Annotated in this window: 21 protein-coding genes; 3 read left to right on the forward strand and 18 right to left on the reverse strand. The window is 72.0% G+C overall.

The window, feature by feature from the left end; translation table 11 throughout:
- Window positions 1–212: 212 nt before the first annotated feature.
- Window positions 213–1334 carry a sensor histidine kinase KdpD gene (locus OHA11_RS24065; protein ID WP_266499554.1) on the forward strand — a complete coding sequence of 374 codons (1122 nt, stop codon included), beginning with the start codon at window positions 213–215 and terminating at the stop codon, window positions 1332–1334.
- A 65-nt stretch (window positions 1335–1399) separates the two neighbouring features.
- Here the strand turns inward: OHA11_RS24065 and OHA11_RS24070 are convergent, their stop codons facing one another.
- From OHA11_RS24070 to OHA11_RS24095, 6 genes are all read right to left on the reverse strand, one after another.
- Window positions 1400–2635 carry a serine hydrolase gene (locus tag OHA11_RS24070; RefSeq protein WP_266499555.1) on the reverse strand — a complete coding sequence of 412 codons (1236 nt, stop codon included), beginning with the start codon at window positions 2633–2635 and terminating at the stop codon, window positions 1400–1402.
- Complete coding sequence (locus tag OHA11_RS24075; RefSeq protein WP_266499558.1) at window positions 2632–3885, reverse strand: serine hydrolase; 1254 nt, start codon at window positions 3883–3885, stop codon at window positions 2632–2634. The genes OHA11_RS24070 and OHA11_RS24075 overlap by 4 nt, the downstream gene beginning before the upstream one ends.
- Before the next feature lie 167 nt (window positions 3886–4052).
- The gene (locus OHA11_RS24080; RefSeq protein WP_266499562.1) at window positions 4053–5036 is read right to left on the reverse strand and encodes an NAD(P)-dependent oxidoreductase; all 984 of its coding nucleotides are present in this window, start codon (window positions 5034–5036) and stop codon (window positions 4053–4055) included.
- Window positions 5037–5111: 75 nt separating this feature from the next.
- Entirely contained in the window at window positions 5112–5840 is a 729-nt protein-coding gene (locus OHA11_RS24085; RefSeq protein ID WP_266499565.1) for a response regulator transcription factor, read from the reverse strand.
- Window positions 5837–7111, reverse strand: a complete 1275-nt coding sequence (locus OHA11_RS24090) for a sensor histidine kinase (RefSeq protein ID WP_266499568.1) — start codon at window positions 7109–7111, stop codon at window positions 5837–5839. The genes OHA11_RS24085 and OHA11_RS24090 overlap by 4 nt, the downstream gene beginning before the upstream one ends.
- Before the next feature lie 100 nt (window positions 7112–7211).
- Window positions 7212–7406, reverse strand: coding sequence for a hypothetical protein (locus OHA11_RS24095; protein WP_266499571.1), 195 nt, complete (start codon window positions 7404–7406; stop codon window positions 7212–7214).
- A 10-nt stretch (window positions 7407–7416) separates the two neighbouring features.
- On the opposite strand from OHA11_RS24095, the gene OHA11_RS24100 reads away from it, so the two are divergent.
- A complete protein-coding gene (locus tag OHA11_RS24100; RefSeq protein ID WP_266499573.1) occupies window positions 7417–8112 on the forward strand; it encodes a polysaccharide deacetylase family protein in 696 nt (231 codons plus the stop codon).
- Window positions 8113–8287: 175 nt separating this feature from the next.
- On the forward strand, window positions 8288–10036 hold the full coding sequence (locus tag OHA11_RS24105) for a lysyl oxidase family protein (protein WP_266499576.1): 1749 nt from the start codon (window positions 8288–8290) through the stop codon (window positions 10034–10036).
- A gap of 166 nt (window positions 10037–10202) precedes the next feature.
- Here OHA11_RS24105 and fabG read toward each other — a convergent pair whose 3' ends face one another.
- The 12 genes from fabG to OHA11_RS24165 form a co-directional block, all read right to left on the reverse strand.
- Window positions 10203–10952 carry a 3-oxoacyl-ACP reductase FabG gene (gene fabG / locus OHA11_RS24110; RefSeq protein WP_266499578.1) on the reverse strand — a complete coding sequence of 250 codons (750 nt, stop codon included), beginning with the start codon at window positions 10950–10952 and terminating at the stop codon, window positions 10203–10205.
- A complete protein-coding gene (locus OHA11_RS24115; protein WP_266499580.1) occupies window positions 10834–12549 on the reverse strand; it encodes an MFS transporter in 1716 nt (571 codons plus the stop codon). The genes fabG and OHA11_RS24115 overlap by 119 nt, the downstream gene beginning before the upstream one ends.
- Window positions 12546–14060, reverse strand: coding sequence for an adenylosuccinate lyase family protein (locus tag OHA11_RS24120; RefSeq protein WP_266499583.1), 1515 nt, complete (start codon window positions 14058–14060; stop codon window positions 12546–12548). Before OHA11_RS24120 ends, OHA11_RS24115 begins: the two co-directional genes overlap by 4 nt.
- Window positions 14057–16063 (reverse strand): FAD/NAD(P)-binding domain-containing protein, encoded by a 2007-nt coding sequence (locus OHA11_RS24125; protein ID WP_266499585.1) that lies wholly within the window; start codon window positions 16061–16063, stop codon window positions 14057–14059. Before OHA11_RS24125 ends, OHA11_RS24120 begins: the two co-directional genes overlap by 4 nt.
- Window positions 16060–16986: an NAD(P)-dependent oxidoreductase gene (locus OHA11_RS24130; RefSeq protein WP_266499587.1), complete on the reverse strand. Its 927-nt coding sequence runs from the start codon at window positions 16984–16986 to the stop codon at window positions 16060–16062. Before OHA11_RS24130 ends, OHA11_RS24125 begins: the two co-directional genes overlap by 4 nt.
- A 3-nt stretch (window positions 16987–16989) precedes the next feature.
- Window positions 16990–17583, reverse strand: coding sequence for a hypothetical protein (locus tag OHA11_RS24135; protein WP_266499590.1), 594 nt, complete (start codon window positions 17581–17583; stop codon window positions 16990–16992).
- Window positions 17580–19274, reverse strand: a complete 1695-nt coding sequence (locus OHA11_RS24140) for a class I adenylate-forming enzyme family protein (RefSeq protein WP_266499592.1) — start codon at window positions 19272–19274, stop codon at window positions 17580–17582. Before OHA11_RS24140 ends, OHA11_RS24135 begins: the two co-directional genes overlap by 4 nt.
- Window positions 19261–20235, reverse strand: a complete 975-nt coding sequence (locus tag OHA11_RS24145) for a hypothetical protein (RefSeq protein WP_266499595.1) — start codon at window positions 20233–20235, stop codon at window positions 19261–19263. The genes OHA11_RS24140 and OHA11_RS24145 overlap by 14 nt, the downstream gene beginning before the upstream one ends.
- A complete protein-coding gene (locus OHA11_RS24150; protein WP_266499597.1) occupies window positions 20232–21536 on the reverse strand; it encodes a beta-ketoacyl synthase in 1305 nt (434 codons plus the stop codon). Before OHA11_RS24150 ends, OHA11_RS24145 begins: the two co-directional genes overlap by 4 nt.
- A complete protein-coding gene (locus tag OHA11_RS24155) occupies window positions 21526–21855 on the reverse strand; it encodes an acyl carrier protein (RefSeq protein WP_266499599.1) in 330 nt (109 codons plus the stop codon). The genes OHA11_RS24150 and OHA11_RS24155 overlap by 11 nt, the downstream gene beginning before the upstream one ends.
- Window positions 21852–22127, reverse strand: a complete 276-nt coding sequence (locus OHA11_RS24160; protein WP_266499600.1) for an acyl carrier protein — start codon at window positions 22125–22127, stop codon at window positions 21852–21854. The genes OHA11_RS24155 and OHA11_RS24160 overlap by 4 nt, the downstream gene beginning before the upstream one ends.
- 171 nt (window positions 22128–22298) lie before the next feature.
- Complete coding sequence (locus tag OHA11_RS24165) at window positions 22299–23684, reverse strand: fatty acid--CoA ligase family protein (protein ID WP_323186776.1); 1386 nt, start codon at window positions 23682–23684, stop codon at window positions 22299–22301.
- Window positions 23685–23772 lie beyond the last annotated feature (88 nt).

Genomic DNA, 23772 nt, shown 5'->3' on the forward strand with positions numbered 1-23772 from the left:
ACGTTCGAGACGTCCGAGACGCCCCAGAAAACTGAGCCGCCCGAGACATCCGAGCTCTCTACGCCCTCCGAGCTCTCTACGCCCTCCGAGCTCTCTACGCCCTCCGAGCTCTCTACGCCCTCCGAGCCCTCCACGCCCCCGGAGCCCCCCATGTCCTGGCCGCCCTCCACGCCCTCGGAACTCTCGGAGACGTCAGGGGAGGTGGGCTGACCGTGCGCGACATGCTGCTCATCGCTCTCTACGCCTTCCTCGGCGCCGCCGGGGCCGGGCTGCTCGGCGCGGGTGCGCTCTGGCTGATCCGGCGGCGTTCGCTGACCGCGTCGCTCGCCGTGGTCGCCGCCGTGGCCGTGGGCGCGATGCTCGCCGGAACGCTGGTCGTGGCGTGGGCGATGTTCCTGAACACGCACGACCTGACCGTCGTGACCACCGTCGTCGCGATGGCCGCCGTCGTCTCCCTCGCGACCGCGCTGCTGCTGGGCCGCTGGGTAGTCGCCCGCAGCCATGAACTCGCCCTCGCCGCCCGCTCGTTCGGTGACGGCGGTGCCTTCGAGGCGCCCGACGGACCGGCGACCGCCGAACTGGCCGCGCTGAGCCGGGAGTTGGCGGCCACCAGCGCGAAGCTCGCCGAGTCCCGCGACCGCGAGCGCGCCCTGGAGACCTCGCGCCGCGAACTGGTCGCCTGGATCTCGCACGATCTGCGCACCCCGCTCGCCGGGCTGCGCGCCATGTCCGAGGCGCTGGAGGACGGCGTCGCCGCCGACCCCGACCGCTACCTCCGCCAGATCCGCACGGAGGTCGAACGCCTCAACGGCATGGTCGGCGACCTCTTCGAACTCTCCCGCATCCACGCCGGGACGCTGGCCCTCTCACCCTCCCGCATCTCGGTGTACGACCTCGTCGGCGACGCCCTCGCGGGAGCGGATCCGCTCGCCCGCGAGCACGGCGTACGGCTCGTCGGCCACCGGGTCGAAGCTCTGCCGGTCGACGTGGACGGCAAGGAGATGAGCCGCGTCCTCGGCAACCTCCTCATCAACGCGATCCGCCGTACACCCGCCGACGGCACGGTCGCGGTCGCCGCCGAACGCTCCCCGGCCGGCGGCATCGTCCTGTCCGTCACCGACGGCTGCGGCGGCATCCCCGAGGAGGACCTCCCCCGGGTCTTCGACACCGGCTGGCGCGGCACCCACGCCCGTACGCCCCCGGCCGGCGCGGGCCTCGGCCTCGCCATCGTCCGCGGCATCGTGGAGGCCCACCGGGGCCAGGCCGCCGTCCACAACGTCCCCGGCGGCTGCCGCTTCGAGGTAACGCTCCCAGCGGCGGAAGGCGCACTTTAGCGCTGCGCCCGATCGGGCTGCGGCCTTCAGGGCTGCGGCCTTCAGGGGCGCGGGGAACCATGCGCCTACTGGCCGCGTTCCGGTCCGTCTCCGTCTCCGCGTTCGGCCGTGAGCGCGTGTGCGGCCAGGGTGTTGGCCGCGGCGTCCGTCGCCTCGTCGCCGGGGCCGGTCCACACCAGGGTGAAGGCGCGCCGCCCGTCGAGGGTGGTCGCGGCTCGGGTGTGGAAGCCGAAGGTGTCACCGTGGTGACCCCAGTACCCGCCGTCCGGGGAGGGCGTCCACATCAGGCCGAGGCCGTATCGGGAGCCCGGCCACGCCTCCGCGACGTCTCCGGCTGTCGGCACGGTCCGGTGCATCTCCGCCTGTTCGGCCGGGCGCAGCAGGTCGCCGCGCTGCAACGCGGCGAAGAAGCTGTTCACATCGGCGAGTGTGGCGATCAGCGCACCGGCCGCACCGCCGAACGTCTGGTCGCAGTCGGTGACATCGACCAGGCCCGGCTCGTCGGGGAAGGGGCGGTAGCCGCGTGGGTGCGGGCCGTGGATCAGCGGATCGGTACCGGGAGCGGTCGTGCCACGCAGGCCAAGGGGCCGGATGATGCGCCGGGTGACCTGCTGTTCCCAGCTTTCGCCGGTCACCTTCTCGATGATCAGACTGAGCACCTGGTAGCCGGTGTTGGAGTAGTTGAACGCGGTGCCGGGTGGGAATTCCGGCGGATGACGCAGCGCGATGGCGATGAGTTCCGCCGCGGAATACGTCCGGAAGCGGTGCGTACGGAACGCCTCCGCCGTACGCAGCTGAGGCATCCCGGCCGCGTCCTCGGGGTAGTCGTACAGGCCGCTGGTGTGCTGGAGGAGGTGGCGGACGGTGATGGCGCGGCCGTCGTTGCCGTTGCCGGTGATGAGGCCGGGCAGCCGGCGCTCGACGGTGTCGTCCAGCGAGAGCCGTCCCTCGCCCACCAGTTGCAGCACCACTGTCGCGGTGAACGCCTTGGTCGTACTGCCGACCCGCATCCGAGACCGCCAGGGCACCGGCCGGTCAGTGCCCAGCACGGCCGTGCCGGCCCGGGCGGTGCGGGTGCCGTGCGGGGTCGTGACGCGTGCGAGCACCCCCACGGGGCCGGTAGCGGCCACCGCGTCCACATCCGCCTGGAGCCAACCACCCGCCTGGAGCCCACCATCCGCCGGTCGACTGTCCGCCGCGGCGGGGGTGGTGACCGGGAGGGCGCCCGAGACAGCGGTAAGGCCGCCGGAGACAGCGGTGAGGCCGAGGGCGGTGACGACGGTCCGTCTGCTGAGGGTCATGACAGACCTCGGCACAGTGCGTGGTCCACCAGGGGATGCAGTGCGTCGTCCTCCATCGGGATCTTCAAGTGATCACCGTTTCCGCTGGTGGAGACCACGATGCCGCGCTTTCCGTCCGGGGTGATCCCGCCACGGGTGGAGGCGCCGAGGGTGTCTCCCCAGTGCGTCCAGTAGCCACCTCCGCAGCTGAGGTCGAACCACATCAGGCCGAGGCCGTAGCGCATCCCCCACTGAGTGAACTCGGGTACCGGGACGGTCTTCATCATCTCGGCGAGCTGGGCCCGCTTCAGCAGCTTGCCGCCGATCAGCGCTGTGTGGAACCGGCCCAGATCCTTCGTGGTGCTCACGATGGAGCCCTCGGCGTCCGCGTCCTTCATATTGAGCACCGTGGTGTCGAACCACGGCTCGCCCTCGGCGAACTGGTAGTACGTGCGCGGGTGCGGCAGCGGCAGATAGGGGCGGTGACCAGGGACGAACGTACCGGTCAGCTCCAGCGGGACGATGATGCGCGAGGTGACCTCCTGATCCCAGGAGCGCCCCGTCACCGCTTGGACGACCAGTCCGGCCAGGATGTAGTTGGTGTTGGAGTACTCCCACCGGGTGCCGGGGGCGCTGCTGGGCCGGTGCCGCATGGCCAGCTTCACCACGTACCGGGGGTCGTGCGCGTCGTAGCGGTGCTTCTCGAACTCCTTCGCGTTCTCCCAGCCCGGCAGGTCGGAGACCGTGGGGAGTCCGCTGGTGTGCTGGAGGAGGTGGCGGATGGTGATGGCGCGGCCGTCGTTGCCGTTGCCGGTGACCAGGCCGGGCAGCCAGCGCTCGACGGTGTCGTCAAGCGAGACCCGTCCCTCGCCCACCAGTTGCAGGACAACCGTCGCGGTGAACGCCTTGGTCGCGCTGCCGATCCGGATCGAGGAGTGCCACGCCACCGGCCGGTCGGTGCCCAGCTCCGCCACTCCGGCACGGGCCCGGGCGCGCCTGTCCCCGTCCCGTAGATCCGCCAGCACCCCGACCGCCCCCGCCCGGTGCACCGCCTCGGTGTCCCGCCGCAGGTAGGAGGGTGCGTCTGCCCCGGGTGCGGCGGGTGCGGTACCTGTCTCGGTTGCGGCGGAGGCGCCGGATGCGGCGGGCGTCGCGGAGGACTCCGTCGCGGTCGGCCCCGCCACCACAAGTAACGCCACCACGAGCGACGCCGCCGCCATCGAAGCGGCGCGGGCGGCGTGCCGCCTGCGAGGTGTCGTCCTCCGTACCATCACCCGATCTCCGATCAGCCAGGGCGGAGCCATCGCGCGGCTGTCCCGCGCGATGAGGTACTGCGCCGAGAGAAGCCTTCCCGTCGGCCTCCGCCCGAGAATCTGCCCGTATGGGTGGTTTCGCCAGGTGAACAAGCTCGCCGATACGCGTCGTGAACGGCGCCGTCTCAGTCCGATCCCGCGAACTCCCTCATCCCCTCCGCGAACGCGACCGCCGGCTTCCAGCCGAGCTCGCTCCGCAGCCGCGAAGAGTCCGCCGTGATGTGCCGTACATCGCCCAGCCGGTACTCCCCGGTCACCACCGGCTCGGGCCCGCCGCCCGCCGCCGCCAGTGCCCGGGCCATCTCCCCGACCGTGTGCGGCTCCCCGCTCCCGGTGTTGTAGGCGGTCAGCGCCCCCGCCCGCGGCTCGGACTCCAGCGCCGTCACATTGGCCGCGGCCACATCCCGTACGTGCACGAAGTCCCGTCGCTGGGCCCCGTCCTCGTACACACGCGGGGCCTCGCCCCGGGCGAGCGCCGAGCGGAAGAAGGAGGCGACGCCCGCGTACGGGGTGTCGCGGGGCATCCCGGGTCCGTACACGTTGTGGTAGCGCAACGACACGGCCGAGCCGCCCGTCGAACGGGCCCAGGCCGCCGCCAGGTGCTCCTGGGTCAGCTTGGTGGTCGCGTACACGTTCCGGGGATCGACCGGGGCGTCCTCGCCCACGAGCCCGGGTGTCAGCTCCTCACCGCACGTGGGGCATCGGGGCTCGAACAGCCGCGCGTCCAGGTCGGTGACGGTCCGGGGTCCCGGCCGCACCACCCCGTGCCACTCGCACGCGTACCGCCCCTCCCCGTACACGACCATCGACCCGGCGAGCACGAGCCGCCGCACCCCGGCGTCGGCCATGGCGCTCAGCAGCACCGCCGTGCCGAGGTCGTTGCGCGACACGTATTCGACGGCGTCCCCGAAGCCGTTCCCCAGTCCGACCATCGCCGCCTGATGGCATACCGCGTCGATGCCGGCCAGGGCGGAGGCGACCGCCCCCGCATCCCGTACGTCCAGCCCGTCCCGCAGATCGAACACGACCGCCTCGTGCCCGTGCGCCCGCAGCGCCTCGACGACCTGGGACCCGATGAACCCGGCACCGCCGGTGACCAGTACTCGCATACGCGTCACGCTAGGACCGCGAGGTCTCCCGGCGGCACTACCACGCCCATGCCGTCACAGGTCCGTAAGACCTGGTCAGACGTGGCCCGCGCGGTAGACCAGGAGTGCGATCTGTACGCGGTTGTTGAGGCCGAGTCTGGTCAGGATGTGGGAGACGTGGGCCTTCACCGTGGGCAGGCTCATGTGGCGGGCGGCGGCGATCTCCGCGTTGGTCCTGCCCTCGGCGACGGCCAGGGCGACCTCCCGCTCCCGGGCGCCGAGCCGGTCCAGCATCGCTTCGGCCTTCTTCCGTTCCTCGTGGCGGGAGGGGCCGGGGACGCCCGCGGGGTCGGTCACCGTGTCGATCAGCTGCCTGACGGCGGCGGAGGACAGGACGGGCTCTCCCGCCATGACGTTGCGTACGGCCGCCACGATCTGGGCCGGGGGCGTGTGCTTGAGGATGTAGCCCGCGGCTCCGGCGCGCAGGGCCTGGAGGACGTAGCTGTCGGTGGTGAAGGTGGTGAGGATCAGCACTTCCGGAGGCCGTGGCCGCTGCCGTTGCCGGAGCGCCGCGGTGGCCGCGAGACCGTCCGTCTTCGGCATCCGGATGTCCATGAGGACGAGATCCGGACGGTACTCGTCCACGAGTGCCTGCACGTCGGCTCCGTCGGCCGCCTCCGCGACGACGTCGATGTCCTCGGCCGCCGACAGCATGAGGCGCAGTCCGGCGCGTACCAGGGGGTCGTCGTCGACGACGAGCAGACGGATGCGGTGGGCCGGGGCGCTCGTCCCGGAGGTCGCCGGGTCGTCCGCCCGGGGAGTCATGCCGTCCATGGGAGCCAGACGTCGAGGTGGAAGTCGGTGGGTGTGGTGCGGTGGCGCAGGCGCCCGCCCGCGAGGTCGACCCGCTCCCGCATGCCGATGAGCCCTTGACCGGAGCCCGGTACGGAACCTTGCGCCGAACCCTGTACGGGGGCGGCGAGGGCGGCAGTGTCGGCGGGCGGCGCCGGCTCCAGTGGGTTCGTCACCTGAATGGTCAGGCCGGTGCCGGGGCCGCCCTCAAGCGTGAGCGTCACCGGGGCGCCGGGGGCGTGCTTGCGGTGGTTGGTCAGGGCTTCCTGGAGCAGCCGGTAGGCCGTGCGTGCGAGCGCCGGCGACATGGTGGCCGGGTCGTCGAGCCGCTCCCGCAGGTGGAGTTCCGCTCCTGCGGCGCGCGACTCCTCGATCAGCAGGGCCACGTCCATCCGCGTGGGCTGGGGCGGTTCGGTGTGGTCGCCCACGACGGGGGCCCGCAGGACCTTCAGTACGTCCTGGAGGTCCTCCAGCGCCCGGGTGGCGCTCTGCCGGATCACGCCCACGGCCTCGGCGAGCTGTTCCGGCGGCGCGCCCGGAGCGTATTCCAGCGCGCCCGCGTGTATGGACAGCAGCGACAGCCGGTGTGCGAGCACATCGTGCATCTCCCGGGCGATCTCCTCCCTGGCGTGCTGCTGCGCCTGCTCGGTCCGCAACGCCGCCTCCGTCTCCGCGCGGACCGCCCGGTCCCGCAGGCCCACGACGACCAGGCCCCATCCGACGGCGCCCGCGACCAGGGTGACGGCCGACACCGCGGTAGCCAGGGTGAGGGGCTCGGGGGGATACGGGGCGAGCAGGAGGTACGCGGGTACCGGGGCGAGCGCGGCCGCGGTCACCGCCCAGGTGGTACGGGCCGGGCACCTCGTGGCGACGGTGAACAGGGCGATCAGCATGGGCACCGCCAGGGGCCAGCCGGTGCTGAGGACGATCAGGGTCACCGCGACCCCGGCGGGGTGGCGCCGCCGCAGACACAGTGCGGCGCAGGCGAGCAGGGGTACGAGGCTGCCGGGTCCCGTGTGCGTCCAGCCGAACGGTTGTATTCCGCCGATTGACCCGGGCCCCCAGTAATACGGCACCACCCGCTCAAGGAGGCGTTCCGGGGTGCCTTCGCCGACCTGCGGATAGACGGACAGGCCCGAGTCCTGCGCCCTGGCCACGAGCACGGTCACGGCAGCGGCTGCCGTGGCCACGGTCAGGTCCGCGAGCCCGAGATGGCCACGCCAGGCGTTTCGCACGTCGATCACGGAGAAACCGTACCCGCGGATCAGGGAGGGCGGGAGCCCGGTGCGAATTCCTAGACCAAAGTATAGGCGCGCCCTGTTCGTTGGTATGGATGCGTTCTCTTCATTGGATCAGGTGTGCCGCATTCTTTTTGCCGATTTCCTTTTCCTTGTCGATTTCTACGGTCGACGGAATGGAAATCAAGAAGTCCTCGTCAGTCACCTCAGTCACCTCAGTCACATCAGCCGCGTCCGCCTTCCGGGCCGCTGTCGCGCTCGTGGCCGGTGCCTCGCTCTTCCTGGTCGGCGGGTGCAGCACCCTGAACGGCGTGACCGCTCCCCGTGACGTACGGGAGTCCGCCGCCGCGGCGGCACCCGGAGCACAGAAGAGCAAAGGCGGTGGCGGTGGCGGGCCCGACTGCGCGGTCGCCAAGTGTGTCGCGCTCACCTTTGACGGTGGCCCGAGCAGGCCCACCCCGAAACTCCTCGACATCCTGAAGGAGAAGAAGGTGTACGCGACGTTCTTTCTCCAGGGAAAGGGCCACACGGATACGTATCCGGGCACGGTTCTGCGGATGGCCAGGGAAGGGCACGAGATAGCCAACCACACCTGGTCCCACAAAGTGCTCACGGAGTTGAGTGCCGAGGAGATCGAGGCCGAAATGAAGCCCGTGCAGGACGATGTGCGGCGTATCACGGGCCGCGCCCCGGTGCTGATGCGGCCCCCGCAGGGGCGGACCGACGACGACGTCTCGGCCGTGATGCGGAGGATGGGGCTGGCTCAGGTCCTGTGGAGCGTCACGGCCAAGGACTACGCCACGACCGACACCGCCTTGATCACCCGGCGGGTGCTGGATCAGACGCGCCGGGACGGGATCATCCTGCTGCACGACCGCTACAAGGGGACCGTGCCGGCCGTGCCGGGCATCATCGACTCCCTGCGCCGGCGCGGCTACACCATCGTGACGGTCTCCCGGCTCCTGGCGCCCGCGTCACCGGAACCCGGGGCCGTGTACCGGCCCTGACCGATTTTTTCCGATCCGGTTCCTCAACAGGCAACCCACACACCGCATTTACCTCTCTCACAAGTCGCTCACAGCGCTGCTCGCATCATGATCACTGCTGCTTGATCACGGCATCTTGATCACTGATCGGCGCCGGGCACGCCACTGACCAATGGCACTCGCAGACGAGGAATCGATGACCAGCCAGAGAAGCCAGAAAAGCCAGGGAAGTCAGGAAAGCCGCAGTCGTCTACAGCGTGCGACGCTCGCCGCGGGAGCGGCGCTCACCGTTGTCGTCGCGGGGGCCGGGGCCGCTCCTGGTGCGGGGGCCGCGCCGGCGAACGCGGCGGGCAAGCCGAATCTCAAGCTGATCGCCGCGTCGAACTCCGTGACGCTCGACCGCTGGGAGGACGGCGTCTCGCTGGATCTCGGCACGTACCTCGCGGTCGACGACGCGCCGCTGGAGTTCAAGGTGACGCGGAAGTCGTACAAGGACCCCATCGTCGCCCAGCAGATCCTCCGCGACGGAACGAGCACGAAGACCAAAACACTGCCCGCCGGGACAGTGACGGACTTCTCCGGGCTGCCCGGCTTCCTCACCATGTCGATCAAGAACGCGGCCGGTGAGGAGGTGCTGAAGAAGGAGGGGAGCTTCTGCCCGAACAACGCCTCCGGGAGGCTCCGTCCGGATGCTCCGGCGACCTCGCACTATCCGCAGAGCTGTCCCACCAATCCGTTCACGCTGGGCTCGGTGTGGGGTGTCGAGAAGGGCTGGGCGGCCAACTCCAGCGCTGTCGGATACGACGAGCCGGTGGACCTTCCGGCCGGTGAGTACACGGCCACGGTCTCGGTGGCCAAGAAGTACCGTGACCTGTTCGGCATCCCCGACGACCAGCCCACCATCAAGGTGACGGTCCGGGACATGGGTGACGGCGAGGGCGGGGGCGAGGGCGGGGGTGGCGCGGGAATGGCCTCCTCGCGGTCCGCCGCCGCCCACCACGGAGCCGGACACGACACGCAGTCCGCCGCCGACGACACCGCCGCACGCGCCGCGGCTGCCGCCGCCCACCACTACGGTCCCCGCGGCGCCGACGAACCCACCCCGCCCGCCCTCTCCCACGCGCTCGAAGACCGTGGCCTGGCGCACCACCTGGGCGACGGACCCGGCCACACCGACGGCTCGCGCATCGCGCCCGCGCTGAAGCCCGCCGCCAAGCGGCCCAGCGGCCGTGCCGGTGCCCCGGCGAACGTGCCCAAGCCCGACCTGCGTTCGCTGCCGGCCTGGGACATCGCCGTCACCGACGGCGAGGACGGCGACGTACCGGGCAAGGACTACCTCGCCTTCAGCGCGAACGTCTGGAACGCGGGCCCCGCGCCGCTCGTCGTGGACGGATTCCGCAGTCCGGGCAAGGACCTGATGGACTCGTACCAGTACTTCTACGACGCCGCCGGCAAGCAGGTTGGTTACGCCCCCAGCGGCACCATGGAGTGGGACCCGCGGGAGGGTCACGAGCACTGGCACTTCACGGACTTCGCCAGCTACCGGCTGCTGAGCGAGGACCAGACCAAGGAGGTGCGCAGCGGCAAGGAGGCGTTCTGCCTGGCCAACACCGACGCCGTCGACTACACGGTGAAGAACGCCAACTGGCACCCGGACAACACCGACCTGTCGACCGCCTGCGGTCAGCAGAACTCGATCTCCGTCCGTGAGGTCCTCGACGTCGGCTCCGGCGACACGTACACCCAGTACCGTCCCGGCCAGTCCTTCGACATCACCGACCTGCCGAACGGCACGTACTACATCCAGGTGATCGCCAACCCGGAGAACCGCCTCCAGGAGACGAACACCAAGAACAACGTCGCCCTGCGCAAGGTCGTCCTGGCCGGTACGCCGGGCGCCCGCACGGTGACCGTGCCGCCGCACGACCTGGTCAACGCCCCGTAGCCGCCTGACCCGACCGGTCCTCCCCCCAAAAAAAGGACCGGTCCCCCACCGGCCCTTGGACCCCGTTCCCGCGCGGGGTCCAAGGGCCGCGGCCGTCTCCGGCATCGGGGACCGTCCTGGGATCGGTGACCGTCTCCGGCATCGGCCGGGCCACGGGTGGCCGGTCTCAGTGCCCCATCCCCGCGCCCCCGTCGACCGGGATCACGGCGCCGCGTACGAAACCGGCACCGGCGCCGGTCAGGAACGCCACCGCCTCGGCGACCTCCTCCGGGCGGGCGAGCCGGCCGGCCGGGGTCTGCCGCAGCAGGTTCCGGCGCTGTTCCTCGGTGAGTGCGCGGAGCATGTCCGTGTCGGTCAGGCCGGGCGCCACCACGTTGCAGGTGATGTCCCGGGGGCCGAGTTCATGGGTCAGCGCCCGGGCGAAACCGACCAGACCCGCCTTCGACGCCGCGTAGTTGGTCTGCCCGGCGGCACCGTGCAGCGCCGACGTGGAGGAGACCAGCACGATACGGCCGTGGCCCGCGCGGAGCATCCCGCGCATCGCGCGCCGGGCCACCCGGAAGGCCCCCGTGAGGTTGGTGTCGACGACGGAGGTGAAGTCCTCCTCGGTCATCCGCACCAGCAGCCGGTCGTGGGCGGTGCCCGCGTTGGCGACCAGGACGGTGACCGGGCCGTGCGCCGCCTCGGCCTCCTTGAAGGCCTGGTCCACCTGCTGACTGTCCGTCACATCGCAGCGTACGGCGAGGAATCCCGCGGACGCGGGCGCGGGCGCGGACTCGGGCGCGGGCGGCGGCTCCTCACCGCGGTACGTCACCGTGACCCGGTCCCCCGCCGCCGCGAAGCGGCGAGCTGTGGCCAGTCCGATCCCCCTGTTGCCCCCGGTCACGAAGACCGACCGGGCCGTTGCCTGTTCCATCGTCGTCCCCACTTCCCTTCCTGCTTCCGCCACTTCCGCCACTTCCGCTGCTGACGTTCCGTGTCCGCAGGCCCACGACGCCCACGGCGAACCCGACGAGGGCCAGTACGGCGGTCCAGAACGTGGCCGCGTACATGGCGTCGAGGAAGGCGCGGTCGGCGGTGGCCGCCAGTTCCGGCAGGCGCAGCGAACCGGCCAGTGAGCGGGCCGCCTCGGCGGAGGTCCTGGCCTGCTCCTCGGCGCCCGGCGTCAACCCCTGTGCCCCGCCGGGCAGTTCGGCGTCCGCCATCCGCTCCCGGTACACCCCGGAGAGGATCGAACCGGTCATCGCCACCCCGAGCGTCCCGCCCACCTGCCGGGTGACGCTGTTGACGGCCGACCCGGCGCCCGCGAGATGCGGCGGCACCCCGCTCATCATCACGGCCGTGACCGGCGTACCGACCAGGCCCATCCCGAACCCCTGCACCCACAGCAGCGCGACCACGGTCAGGATCGGGGTCCGTCCGTCGAACCACAGATAGCCGACGTACGTGGCCGCCGTGGCCAGGACCCCGGCCGCGACCGTCCACCGGGCCGACAACAGCCGGCTCAGCGCGGGGGACGCCTGACTGCCCAGGACGATGCCGATCGCCGCGGCGATCATCACCGTTCCGGCGTCGGCGGGGGAGAGTCCGCGCGGCCCCTGGAGATAGAAGGCCGCGTAGAAGAGGTGCCCGGCCAGCGCCATGAACGCGATCAGCAGCACCACGCTGCCGGCCGTGAACCCGGGCTGCCGGAAGAGTCGTACGTCCAGGCTGGGGGCGGGCGACCTGCGCTGACCGGCGACGAAGGCGGCGAGCAGCGCGCAGCCGAGGAGGAGGGGGAGGAGTACGTACGGGCCGTACCAGGTCTGCCCGTTGCCGAGTTCGATGATTCCGAAGACCACGCCGCCGAGCCCGAGCACCGACAGGGCGAGCCCCGGCAGGTCGAGCACCCGGCGCCGGGGACCCTTCAACTCCGGTACGACGGCGACCACTCCGGCCAGACACAGGGCCACGATCGGCACGTTGACCAGGAACACCGAACCCCACCAGAAGTGGCTGAGCAGCGCCCCGCCCACGACCGGTCCGACGGCCACCCCGAGACCGCTGGACGAGCTCCAGATCGCGATCGCCCGGGTGCGCTTCTCCTCCGGAGTGCTCTGCACGATGACCGACAGGGTCGCGGGCATCAGCAGCGCGCTGCCCGCGCCCATGACGGCACGCGCCACGATCAGCCAGGCGGGACTCGTGGCGAAGGCGCCCGCGCCGGAGGCGGCGCCGAACAGCGCAAGCCCCGCGAGAAGGGTGTTCCGGGGGCCGAACCGGTCGGCCAGCGCCCCGCCCGCGAAGAGCGTGCCGGCGAAGACCAGGGTGTAGGCGCTCGCCACCCACTCCAGTTCGGCGGGGGTCGCGCCCAGGCCGTCGACCGGATCGGCCAGCGTGGTGACGGCGACGTTCAGGACCGAGGTGTCCAGCCAGATCAGCATCTGGGCGCAGACCACGACCAGGAGGACGGGCCAGGACCGGGACGGGGCGGACTTCTCTGCCGCCCCTTCCGCTCGGCTCGCGGTGGTCATCGGGTGCCTCCGTTGTCTGTGGTGTGCATGCCGTCCCGGCTTAGGTGGATGAGATCCGCGTAGTTGTGGAGCGCTCGGTCGATCAGCGCGTCGGCCGCGCCCGTGTACTGGACCGGGTCGAGGAGTTCGGACAGCCGGGCGGGGGTGAAGTCGGTTGTCAGATCGGGGTGTTGGGACAGCACCGCGGCGAGCGGGCGCCCGGTGTACTCCGCCTCTGCCGACGCGGCGGTCAGCAGCTTCTTCGCCCGTACCTTGCCGAGCGCCGGAGCGAGCACCACCATCAGCCGCTCGGTGACGAGGGCGCCCCCGGTCAGTTCGAGGTTGGCCAGCATCCGTTCCGGGTGGACGATCAGTCCCTCGGCGAGCTCGACGGCGGTGTGCGCGGCCCCGCCCGCCAGCCGCAACGCCTCCCGCAGCGGCTGCCATTCGGCGTGCCACGCCCCGGCGGGCCGCTCGTCCTCGGCGAGCAGACACTGGGCCAGTACGAGGGCATGGGCGGGCACCTGACGGGCGGCGGCCACGATCAGCGTGGCGAGCGCGGGGTTGCGCTTCTGCGGCATCGCCGAGGAGGCCCCGCGCCCGGCGGCCACGGGCTCGGACACCTCACCGATCTCGGTACGGGACAGCGTCTGCACGTCGAGTGCGAACTTGCCGAGCGCGCCGGTGACCAGCTGGAGCACCGCCCCCAACTCCGCGACGGGCGTGCGCACGGTGTGCCACGGCAGCACCGGCTCGGCCAGCCCCAACGCCTCGGCGAACGGCCGGAGCAACTCGACTCCGCCCTCGCCACCGGTTGGGTTGGGGCTCCCGTCCTCGCCCTCGCCGCCGACCGGGTTCGGGCTCCCCTCCCCGGCCTCCCCGCTGTCCCCGCGGTCCAGCAGGGCGTATTCGCGGTACGCGGCGAGTGTTCCGGCCGCTCCGCCCAGCTGGGCCGGGAGCGCGGACGCGACCGCCCGTACCCGGACCAGGGCGTCGGCGACCAACTGGAGCCAGCCCGCCGCCTTGAGACCGAAGGTGGTGGGCACGGCGTGCTGGGCCAGGGTGCGCCCGGCCAGCACGGTGTGGCGGTGGGTGCGGGCCAGCGCGGCCAGGGCGGCGCCGGTGCGTTCCAGGTCGGCGGCGATCAGGCCGAGTACCCGGCGGGCGACCAGCATCGACGCCGAGTCGAGGATGTCCTGGCTGGTCGACCCCCGGTGTACGTACTCGGCGGCGGCCGGGTCCTTGGCGGCGACCACCTCGGTGAACGCCGTCACCAGCGCGACCACCGGGTTGGCGGTCGCCCGGGCCGCGTGTGCCAGGGCGACCAGGTCCAGCCGGTCGGCGCGGGCCACCGAGGCGATCGCCTCCACCGCGGCGACGGGCGTCAGCCCGACCGCGAACTGGGCCCGGGCCAGCGCCACTTCGGCGTCCAGCATGGCTTGCAGCCACGCCTCGTCGGTCACCTCGGCGGCGGCGGGCGTACCCGCCCAGGTGGGGGCGAGCAGGCCCGCGTCGGTTCCTACGGACGTCATCTTCGCGCTCCTCGGCTTCCTTCGCCTGATATCCGACGTCTCGTCAAAGCCGCGTCCGGCAGCGGCACTTCGGGCAACGAGGCGTCGGGCAACGAGGCGTCGGGCACCGGCACTTCGGGCAGCGGGCTTGATGCCGCTTCCTCCGGAAGCATCAAGGCCGCCCGCGCGATCGCGTCCGAGTCCTCCAGCGTCACCGAGCCGACGCCCGGCCGGATGCCGACCGCCGTCACCCAGCGCACTCCCTCCGTCGGCACCCCGAAGGCGAACCGGCGAGGGTGCGCCCGGCCCGCCGCGTCCACCAGCCGGGGCGCGTCCCTCGTCACCGCGAGCCCGCCCGTCTCAGTCCCGCTCGTTTCAGTCCCACCCGTCTCGAGCCCACCCGTCTCGAGCCCGCCCGTCTCAAGCCCGCCCGTCTCCCGACCGCTCAGCCGGTACGGGACACAGTCACCGGCCGCCAGCAGCCCCCGCAGCAGGGGATCGGCGCTGCGCCGCAGATCGACCACGGGCAGCCGCGCCTCGACGAGCGCGCCGACCAGCACGGGGGGCTCGGGCACCAGCTCGGCGTCCACGAGGAAACCGCGCTCGCGCGCCGAGGGCCGTACGCGCATCCCCGGCCCGAGCACATGCACCACCTCGGCCTCGATCAGCGCGATCAGCTGCTCGATCCGGAAGGCGGGCGGGCCGATCGACGTGAACGCGTTCAACGGCGTGTACCAGCCGTCCAGTTCGGACCGGTACGACGTGCCGGACACCCCGCCGTGATCGACGACCAGCCGGATCTCGTTGCGCAGGTCCCGCAGGGCGTCCAGCGCGGCCTTCAACGGCCCGCTCACATTGCCCAGCCGGGCCTCGGCGACATCCTGCCGCAGGTATTCCAGCAGCCAGTGCCGGAAGTCGTCGCGGCCGGTGAAGTCCCGGTCGCCGTAGGGCCGTTCGATCCGCCGCCAGTCCCACGGCTCGGCGGGCGGCACTCCGTACCGTTCGAGCCACGCCTCGTGGTAGACGGTCCGCACCTCACGGTCGATCAGCGGCCAGATCTCGCCGCGGAAGGAGACGGGGTGTCCGTCGTCCGCCCGCCGCCGCAGCCCGGCGATGACCTCGGGGGTCAGGAAGCGGGGGTGGTGGCGGCCGAGCGCGCCCTTCTCGTTCTCGCCGCGTGCGTGGTACGGCACTCCGCGCCGCGAACCGGCGTACAGCACCGGCTCGTTGCCGCTCGGGAGGTACACCAGGCCGGACTGGCTCTCCTTGAACGTGCCGCCGCGGCCCTCGGTGAGCAGCGCCACGCAGTCGAAGAAGTTGAGCCCAAGCCCGCGCAGGGCGACGGGTGTGCCCGGCGCGATCCCGCTCAGGTCGGCGTCGGCGGGGTTGGCGGGCCGCACGTAGAGCGGGCCATGCCGGTCGGCGAAGGAGCCCAGCGAACGTTCCTCCGGGCTCGGGGTCAGGCCGCCGTGGCCGAGCGCCAGCACCACCGCGTCCATCCCGGCGAGCGGCTCGCCGTCCGCCAGGGTGACCGTCTGCCGCCCGTCCGGGGTGTCGGCCAGGGCGACCGCGGTCGCGCGGTGCGTGTGGACCGTCACCCCGGGAGGGGCGGTGCGTAAGAGATGCCGGAACACCCACTCCAGGTAGTGGCCGTGGAAGGCCCGGGTCGGATAGGTGTCAGGGCCGAGCCGCCGCGCCTCCGCCAGGATCCGGTCCGGGTAGGCCTCGTGCCCCAGTGCGCGCGCCCACTCGTACAGGCTCGGCCCCGGCACCGACGGCCCGGCGCAGTCCACGCTGTCGTCGGTGAACAGGGTCACCTGGGAGGCGACCGTGTTCATCAGCAGCTCGGGCGGCTGGTCGGTGCGCCACACCGCGCCCGCGCCGGGCGGGTACGGGTCGACGAGGTGGACCACGACCGGGCGGGCGGCCTGGCCCGCGTTGGCGCAGAGCCGCTCCAGGACCGAGAGCCCCCGCGGACCGGCGCCGATCACGCACAGGGTGATGGCGTCACCGGGCCCGGTCATTCCCGGCCCAGCCCGTCACGCCAGCTCGGCCGCAGCGGCTTCCAGCCCAGTGCCGTACGGGCCCGGTCGTTCGCCGCGCCCCGCGCCGCGGTCAGCTGATGGGTCATGAACCAGCCGAGCAGCCGGGGCGCGAGCGCCGCCGGGACCGTACGCGGCGGCGGGCCGCCCAGCGTGCGGGCGAAGTGCGGCAGCCACTGCGCGGCCGGGGCCGGATCGTCGTCGGTCACATGGAAGACGCCGGTGGCCTCCGACTCGACGGCCGCCACGGCCGCCCCCACGGCGTCCACCACATGCAGGAACGAGGTGATCCCGGAACCGTCCCCGGGCACCGGCAGCTTCCCTGCGAGCACCCTCTGCCCGGTCCCGCCGATACGGACGTACGCGGTCCCGGGCCCGTACAGGGTGCCGTACCGCAGCACCACGCCCGCAAGCTCCGGGCCGCTGCCCAGCGCGAGCCGCTCCAGCTCGGCGACGGCCCGTACGGTGGCGGCCCAGCCGGCGTCCGGGGCGTCCACGTACAGCGGCGCGTCCTCGTCGAGGACCGGGTCCCCGGCCGGGGCGGCGGCGAAGGCGACGGACTGTGCGACCAGCCGCCGCGCACCGGACGCACGGGCCGCGGCGACGAGATTGGCCGTGCCCTCGGTCCGCAGCCGAGCGGTCAGGGCGAAGGCCTCCACGGGGTCGTCGGGGAGCAGCCGCAACGCCGTCATCTGATGGACGACCACCTCGGGCCGGACGGCCGACACCGCGGCCAGCAGGCCGGCCGGGTCCAGGGCGTCGGCGACCACGACCTCGTCCGCCTCCGGAGCCCGGGCCCGGGACTCCTCCCGTACCAGCGCGCTCACTTCATGACCCCGCGCCCGCAACGCTCCCACCAGCGGATGTCCGACCGCTCCGGTGGCCCCGGCGACCAGTACGCGCACGGCTCAGCCCTCCGTGGCGGGGGAGGAGGCGGGAGCGGGGGGAGCGAGGGGAGTGGCGACCCGCATCAGCAGGCGGCACGCCTTGTCGCCGTCCCGCAGACAGCTTTCGGCGCGGTTCTCCGTCAGGGTCACGCCGAGCCCCTCGGACCAGCCCGCGTGGATGTCGGTGCACGGGCACCGGTAGCCCTCCAGCGAACCGGCCATCCGGACCATGGTGATGGCGAAGTTCCGCCGCAGTGTGAGCACGATCAGGCCCTCGTCCTCGCCCTCTTCCTCGACCTCGGTGGAGGCGTTGCGCAGCTCCCGCGGGAACATCCGGTCGCCGCACTCGTCGTAACGGCGGCGCAGCTCCTCCAGGCTCTTGCCGTTGTCACCGTTGTCACCGTTGTCACCGCTGTCGGGCAGCGGTCCGGAGCGGCGGCCGACGCGCTGCCCGACGTGCAGGGCGACCTTGCGCAGTGCCTCGGCGTTGAGCTCGTTCGCGGCCTGCTGGCCGAACCGGCTCGCCACCCCCTGGTACCAGTGGGCGTCGTGCTGCCACCACAGCCGGTACGCCTCCACGGTCTGCGCGCGCTGGTTGACCTCGTCGGCACTCACACTTGCCCCCTGGCGGCGAACCGGTCGCGCATCACACGTTTCAGGACCTTGCCGGTCGCGCCCTTGGCGACGTCGTCGGGCTTCATCCGCAGGGCCCGGGTCACCGGCGGGAACCCGGCGCGTACGAGAACGGCGTTGACCCGCGCGGTCCACACCTCCTCGTCGCTTCCCTTGTCGCCCTGCTCGTCGGTGAGTTGGAGCAGCGCGTACGCCTCGGCCTCGCCGTCGCCGTCCCAGTCCGCCCGTACGCCCTCGGGGGCCACCCCGACGACCGTGCAGTCGGCCAGCTCGGGCAGCTCCCGCAGGAGGAGTTCCTCGGTGCGGGTGCTGAACAGGATCCCGTCGCGGGTGCGGACGGCGTCCGGTGCCCGGTCGAGGTGGTAGAAGTTGCCCTCCTCGTCCTGCTGGGCGAGGTCCCCGGTGAGCCAGTAGCCGCCCAGCCGCATCCGGTTCCAGGTCAGCGAGTCGTTCCAGTAACCGGGCGTGAGAGTGGGCGACTTGAGGCCGAGGCGGCCGATCCGGCCGGGCGGCAGCGGGGTGCCGTCCTCGGCGAGTACGGCGGCCTCGGCGAAGCTGATCGGCTTGCCGACACAGCGCGAGTAGGCCGAGGTGTCCTTGGTATGCCGGTTGTGGAAGACGGAGTACCCGGCCTCCGAGGAGCCGAGCCCGTCCACGAACACCGAACCCTCGACGCGTACGCGCCGCAGGTCCTTGCCCATCGTCTGGTGACTGCCGTGCTGGACGAGGGCCCGGATGTGCGCCTCGTGCGCGGCGTCCCCGGTGTTGAACCACACCTGCACGCTCGACAGGTCACGGTCCGCCAGCGCCTCGGCGGCCATCTCGCCGAAGGTCCCGGCGAAGGCCAGCACGGTGGTCGGCCGGAACTCCTCGATGGCGTCCAGTACTTGGCTGCCCCGCTGGCTGGAGAGCAGCTTGATGTCCGTGCGCAGCAGCAGGCAGTACAGCAGCGTCGCCACCATGGCGTTGTGCGCGCCCGGCAGCCCCACCAGCGTGCGTGCCATGTCGGTGCCGGTGGAGTAGCGGAGCCGGTGCAGCTGCGCGTACATCAGCGTCCGGTGGGTGTGCGGAACTCCCTTGGGCATCCCGGTGGTTCCGGAGGAGTGCGAGATGAGCACCGGGTCGGTGGGGTCGTGCCGGTACGGATACGAGGGCGGCAGCGAGGCGCGGTGCTCCGGACGGATGTCCCCGGCGGTGACACAGAAGCGGAGCCCTTCCGCCGCCGCGGCCCCTTTCGCCACCTCCGTTGGCGACAGCACGTCATGGTGCTCGCGGTCCGTGAAGGCGCCGACCGCGCCCTGCCGTCGTACGTACTCCCGGGCGGTTTCCGGAGGCAGATTGCCGTTGACGAACGACGGGACGGCGCCGAGGGCCGTCAGCGCCAGGAAGTTCACCGCGAACTCGGCGCTGGAGTAGGAGTGGATGGCGACCGGGTCGCGCGGGCGCACGCCCTGGGCGGTGTACCAGCCCGCGTAGGTCTCGACCGCCTCGTTCAGTTGCCCGAGCGTCAGCGTCTCGGGACGGCTGCCGTCCGGCGCCTGCCAGCCGCCGTCCGTCCACAGCACGGGTTCGTCGAGCGTGCGGCCGTACGCGGTCAGCCGCTCCAGTACGTTGCCGGCGCCGAGTTCGGTGTCGGAGCAGATCCGCGCCCGCTCCTGCCTACTGATGAGCATGGGTCTCCGTCTCGTTCCTCGCGTTGGTCGTTGCGTTGGGTCTTGCGTTGGCCCTTGCTTCGGTGTCGGTGGCGAGGAGGAACGCGGGCGCGCGTGGCTCGGTCACCAGGAGGCGGCTGCCGCCGTCCCGCACCAGCCGCCGGTGGACGGCGACCAGGTCGAACAGTCCCTGGATGTCACCGGGCCGCCCGCTCGCGACGGAACCGCTGTCGATATCGGCGTCGGTTTCGGGATGGGTTTCGGGATGGGCATCGGCGTCGTAGGTCTCGCTCGACCGGACCGACACGGGCGCGTCGGCGCCGGGACGGCCGAGCAGTACGGCCGCGGCCAGCCCGGCGGACGCGGGAAGGGCGGGGACCGGGTCCGGGTCCGGGTCCGGGACCGGGTCCGAACGACCGCCGCCACCGGCCAACTCCTCGTACGCGGCGGCCAGTCGCTCGCTGCCCCCCAGCTCCACGCCCACCACCAGGACCCGGTCGACCTCCGGGTCCTCCAGGAGCAGATCGGCCATGGCGAGCAGTTCGGTCACCGGGTCGTCGAGGGTGGAGAGGCTGAACATCTGCCCGGTGATCCCGAACTCCCGGCTCAGATAGCCCAGTACGGAGTTGGGGGTGGCCTGCATGAACAGCAGCGGGTTGTGGACCCGCCCGGAGACCATGCGCCGGCTGGCCAGGTCCGCGGTGGTGGTGTCACCCGTCGTACTGGCCAGCGCGACGGCGGTACGGGAGCCTCCCCCACTCTCGGCTTCGCTCGACCGGGAGGTGCCCCCATCGGGCCGTTCGGCGAGGCACTGCCGGGCGGCCTCGTACGCCAGCGGGCTGAAGGCCGACTCCACGAAGCCGGGGAGCCTCGGCAGCGGGATGTCGTCGTCGCGCCCGGTGCCGTGGGTGGCGGTGCCGGTGGCGAGGATGCCGAGGGACGAGCGCAGCACGGTCTTGTGGCCGTTCTCGGTCGGGGTCACGGCCGCTCCAGGACGAGTGCGGTGTTGGCGCCCCCGAAGGCGGCGTTGACGGTGAGGGCCCGGCGGGCGTCGGTCCGGCGCGGCTCGTTCGGCACGTAGTCGAGGTCGCACTCCGGGTCGGGCGCGGTGAATCCGGCGGTCGGCGGCAGGACACCGTCCGTCAGGGCCAGCATCGTGATGACGAACTCCACGACGCCCGCCGCCTCCAGGAGGTGGCCGGTGGTGCTCTTGGTGGAGCTGACCGGTATCGACTCGGCCCGCTCCGGGAATGCGGCCCGCAGTCCGCGGGTCTCGGCACCGTCGTTGTACTTGGTGCCGGTGCCATGGGCGTTGACGTAGCCGAGGGCCGCGCCGTCCGGGTCGCCCGCGAGCCGCATCGCCTGCCGGGCCGCGCGGGCCAGCCCGACGCCCTCCGGGTGCGGCTGGGCGATGTGGTGGGCGTCCGAGGCCGCGCCCCACCCCACCACGCTCGCCAGCGGCGGGGCACCGCGGCGCCGGGCGTGCTCGGCGGACTCCAGCACGACGACCGCCACACCGTCGCCGAGCAGCAGTCCACTGCGGTCGGCACTGAACGGGCGCACCATGCCGTCGCGGGACAGCGCCCGCCCGGAGTCGAACTTCCCGAAGGTCTCCTCCTCGACCAGGTATCCGCCCGCACAGACGGCCACATCGGTCCGACCGGAGGAGATCAGCCGGCACCCATGGATGATCGCGGCGGCGGAGGCAACACAGGCATTGGTGAAGGTAAGCCGAGGCCCAACCAACCCAAGCCTTCCGGCGAGCAGTTCGGCGAGGCGGGCGGGAACGGCGTCGGCAACGCGCTTGGTGTCGGTGGAGGTGCTGGGCATGGGCGTACCTAAAGGGGCGCGGGGCTGTGACATTTGCGGCTCCTCCCCCACTCTCGGCTTCGCTCGAGCGGGGGGACCCCCATCGTGGGCGCGACCAGCCACGACGGATCCGCAGCCGACATCCGACCCGACACCCCGCCAATACCGCGTCACACTCGTGTGATCCCCGGCCACACCAAGCAGCACGGCCGCCTCAGCGCCGCGGCGCAGCCCCGCCATGTCAAGGGCCTCCTCCCCGCACCGCGCAAGCGCATACCGCAGGGCCCACCCCTCGACCGCGTCGGGCCCATCAGCCGCGGCCCCCGCCATCGCCGTACGGTACGGCCCGGTATCGAACCGAGTCGTGGCCGCGAACGACGGAACCCCCGCAAAGACCCCGCGCCGCAAGGCATCACCCCCCGTACCGAACGCGGTACGCACACCGAACCCGGTGACGGTCACCTCACCGCTCACCGGAACCACCTTCCTCCCCGCGGTCCGTCTGGGCGGCGCGCAGATAGTCGGTGAGCCGCCGCAGCGAGGTGAACCCGGAGATGTCCTCGTAGGTGGGCTCGACGATCAGACCGAACCGCTCCTCCACCACGTGCAGCAGCCACACCAACCCGAGGGAGTCCAGGATGAGTTCGGTGTCCTCACCGAGATCGTCCGGCACCCCTGGAAAGATCTTGCGGTCCGCCAGCAGCTCGCGGACGGCGTCGGCGGTGAGGGGGAACTCCGCGGGGTCCCCCTCGCGCGCGTCGCGCGCATCGCTCGCGGTGGCCCCCGTACTCATGCCTTCGCACCGCGTCGGACGACCTCGGCGACGAGGGAGCCGAGGGACAGGGAGGCCAGGGGCTCGATGTCGGTGTCCGGTATCTCCACACCGAACCGCGCCTCCAGCCGCAACGTGAGCTCGATCAGACTCAACGAGTCCAGGTCCAGCCCACCGATGGTCACCGGACTCTCGTCCGTGATGCCGTCGCGGCTCATGATGATGTTCATCTCGTCGATGACCGTGCCCAGCACGAACTCACGGATCTCGTCTTCCAACGTTGACGTACTCATGGTCAGCAAACTCCAGTAGAGGAAATCAGGGGCGCGCCCCTTCAGGGGCGCGGGACTGTGACATCTGCGGCTCCGCCGCGATGGGGGTCCCCCCGCTCGAGCGAAGCCGAGAGTGGGGGAGCGACCAGCCACAACGGGTCCGCAGTCAACAAACGACCGGCCGACCCCGCCTCACCCGGCGGCGCGCTCCCGAAGCGCATCGGCCTGGCGCAAAAGCTTCCCGTTGGACGTACGAGGCAACGCATCCAACAGCCGCACCACCCGCGGCAACTTGTAGTCGGCGAGCCGCTCCCGACACCACCGCAGCAACTCCTCGGCGGAAGGATCCCCGCCCTCGGCGGAAGACCCGGCGGCCGTCACGACATACGCCTCGGTCACGTCCTCGTGAACCACAACCGCCTGCTCAACCGCAGGATGCCCCCGCAGCACGTTCTCGACCTCGACGAGGTCCACCTTGAGGCCGCCGATCACGACAAGGGAGTCGGCCCGGCCGTGCACCCGCACCGCCCCGGTGCCGTCCACCGAGGCCCGGTCCCGGGTGTGCAGCCAGCCGTCCGCGTACTGCGTACCGCCGGAGTCGAAGAGATACGGGGACTCGTCGAGGGCGACGTCCAGTTCGCCCTGCCGCTCCCGGACCACCATGCCCGGTACGGCCCGGCCGACCGACGGCCGCAGCGTGCCGCCGACGTCCATGGCGACGACACCGCTCTCGGTGGTCCCGTAGGACTCGCCGACCGGCACCCCGTACCGCTCGGTGAACCGTGCCGCGACGTCCGGGGGCATCAGTTCGCCGCCCGACACCGCGATGCGCAGGTCGGGCAGTTCGGGGGGATCGATGGCGGCGGCGAGGAGTTCGTAGTGCATCGGGACCCCGAACAGGGTGGTGATCCGGTGGTTCACCGCGGTCCGCAGGATGTCGCGGGCCGAGATCCGGGGCGCGAAGACGACGGAGACCCCGGCCGCCAGGGAGTACAGCAGCCCGGCGACCAGGCCGAAACTGTGCGCCGTCGAACTGAGCAGCAGCACGCGGTCGCCCTCACCCGGCATCCCGGGGATCCCGGCGAACCGGTCCACCTCGGCGGCGAGCGACCGCGCGGTCCGGCCGATCACTTTCGGCCGCCCGGTGGAGCCCGAGCTGAACTGGACCAGCCGGTGCCCGGTGGTGGCGGGCAGGCCGGTGCCACGGCACTCGGTGACGACCTCGTACTCGGGCCGGAAGCCGAACGTGGCCTGGACGTTGGAGCCCGCCCGGACCATGAACTGCGGCCGGCAGGACGCGCAGAGCGCCGCAACCTCGGCCGGTTTGAGCCGGAAGTCGAACAGTGCCACCTGGGCGCCCAGCCGCCACAGCGCGAGCAGCACCTCGACCTGGGTGAAGCTGGGCGGTGTCCGCAGGCCCACGGTGCTGCCGGGGCCGATGCCGTAACCGGCGAAGACGGCGGCCTGCTTGGCCACCCGCTCCCGTAACTCGCCCCGGCTGACGGTCTCGTGTTGGTGTGTCAGATAGGGAAGCCTGTCGTCCCGCGCGTCGAACAGCCGCCGTACGAGGAAACCCATCCCGTCGTCGTCCACGGGACCACCGGACAGACCGTCTCCCGATGTGTCTCCCGATGTGCCTTCCGGTGTGTCTTCCGGTGTGTCCCTC

It is taken from the genome of Streptomyces sp. NBC_00878, assembly GCF_026341515.1.
Lineage (GTDB): Bacteria > Actinomycetota > Actinomycetes > Streptomycetales > Streptomycetaceae > Streptomyces.

Coding starts and splice junctions, on each gene's coding strand:
- OHA11_RS24070 (WP_266499555.1), bottom strand. CDS start 2,635: ATGACCCTCAGCAGACGGACCGTCGTCACCGCCCTCGGCCTCACCGCT.
- OHA11_RS24075 (WP_266499558.1), bottom strand. CDS start 3,885: ATGGTACGGAGGACGACACCTCGCAGGCGGCACGCCGCCCGCGCCGCT.
- OHA11_RS24080 (WP_266499562.1), bottom strand. CDS start 5,036: ATGCGAGTACTGGTCACCGGCGGTGCCGGGTTCATCGGGTCCCAGGTC.
- OHA11_RS24085 (WP_266499565.1), bottom strand. CDS start 5,840: ATGACTCCCCGGGCGGACGACCCGGCGACCTCCGGGACGAGCGCCCCG.
- OHA11_RS24105 (WP_266499576.1), top strand. CDS start 8,288: ATGACCAGCCAGAGAAGCCAGAAAAGCCAGGGAAGTCAGGAAAGCCGC.
- fabG (WP_266499578.1), bottom strand. CDS start 10,952: ATGGAACAGGCAACGGCCCGGTCGGTCTTCGTGACCGGGGGCAACAGG.
- OHA11_RS24115 (WP_266499580.1), bottom strand. CDS start 12,549: ATGACCACCGCGAGCCGAGCGGAAGGGGCGGCAGAGAAGTCCGCCCCG.
- OHA11_RS24120 (WP_266499583.1), bottom strand. CDS start 14,060: ATGACGTCCGTAGGAACCGACGCGGGCCTGCTCGCCCCCACCTGGGCG.
- OHA11_RS24125 (WP_266499585.1), bottom strand. CDS start 16,063: ATGACCGGGCCCGGTGACGCCATCACCCTGTGCGTGATCGGCGCCGGT.
- OHA11_RS24140 (WP_266499592.1), bottom strand. CDS start 19,274: ATGCTCATCAGTAGGCAGGAGCGGGCGCGGATCTGCTCCGACACCGAA.
- OHA11_RS24155 (WP_266499599.1), bottom strand. CDS start 21,855: ATGAGTACGGGGGCCACCGCGAGCGATGCGCGCGACGCGCGCGAGGGG.
- OHA11_RS24160 (WP_266499600.1), bottom strand. CDS start 22,127: ATGAGTACGTCAACGTTGGAAGACGAGATCCGTGAGTTCGTGCTGGGC.
- OHA11_RS24165 (WP_323186776.1), bottom strand. CDS start 23,684: ATGGGTTTCCTCGTACGGCGGCTGTTCGACGCGCGGGACGACAGGCTT.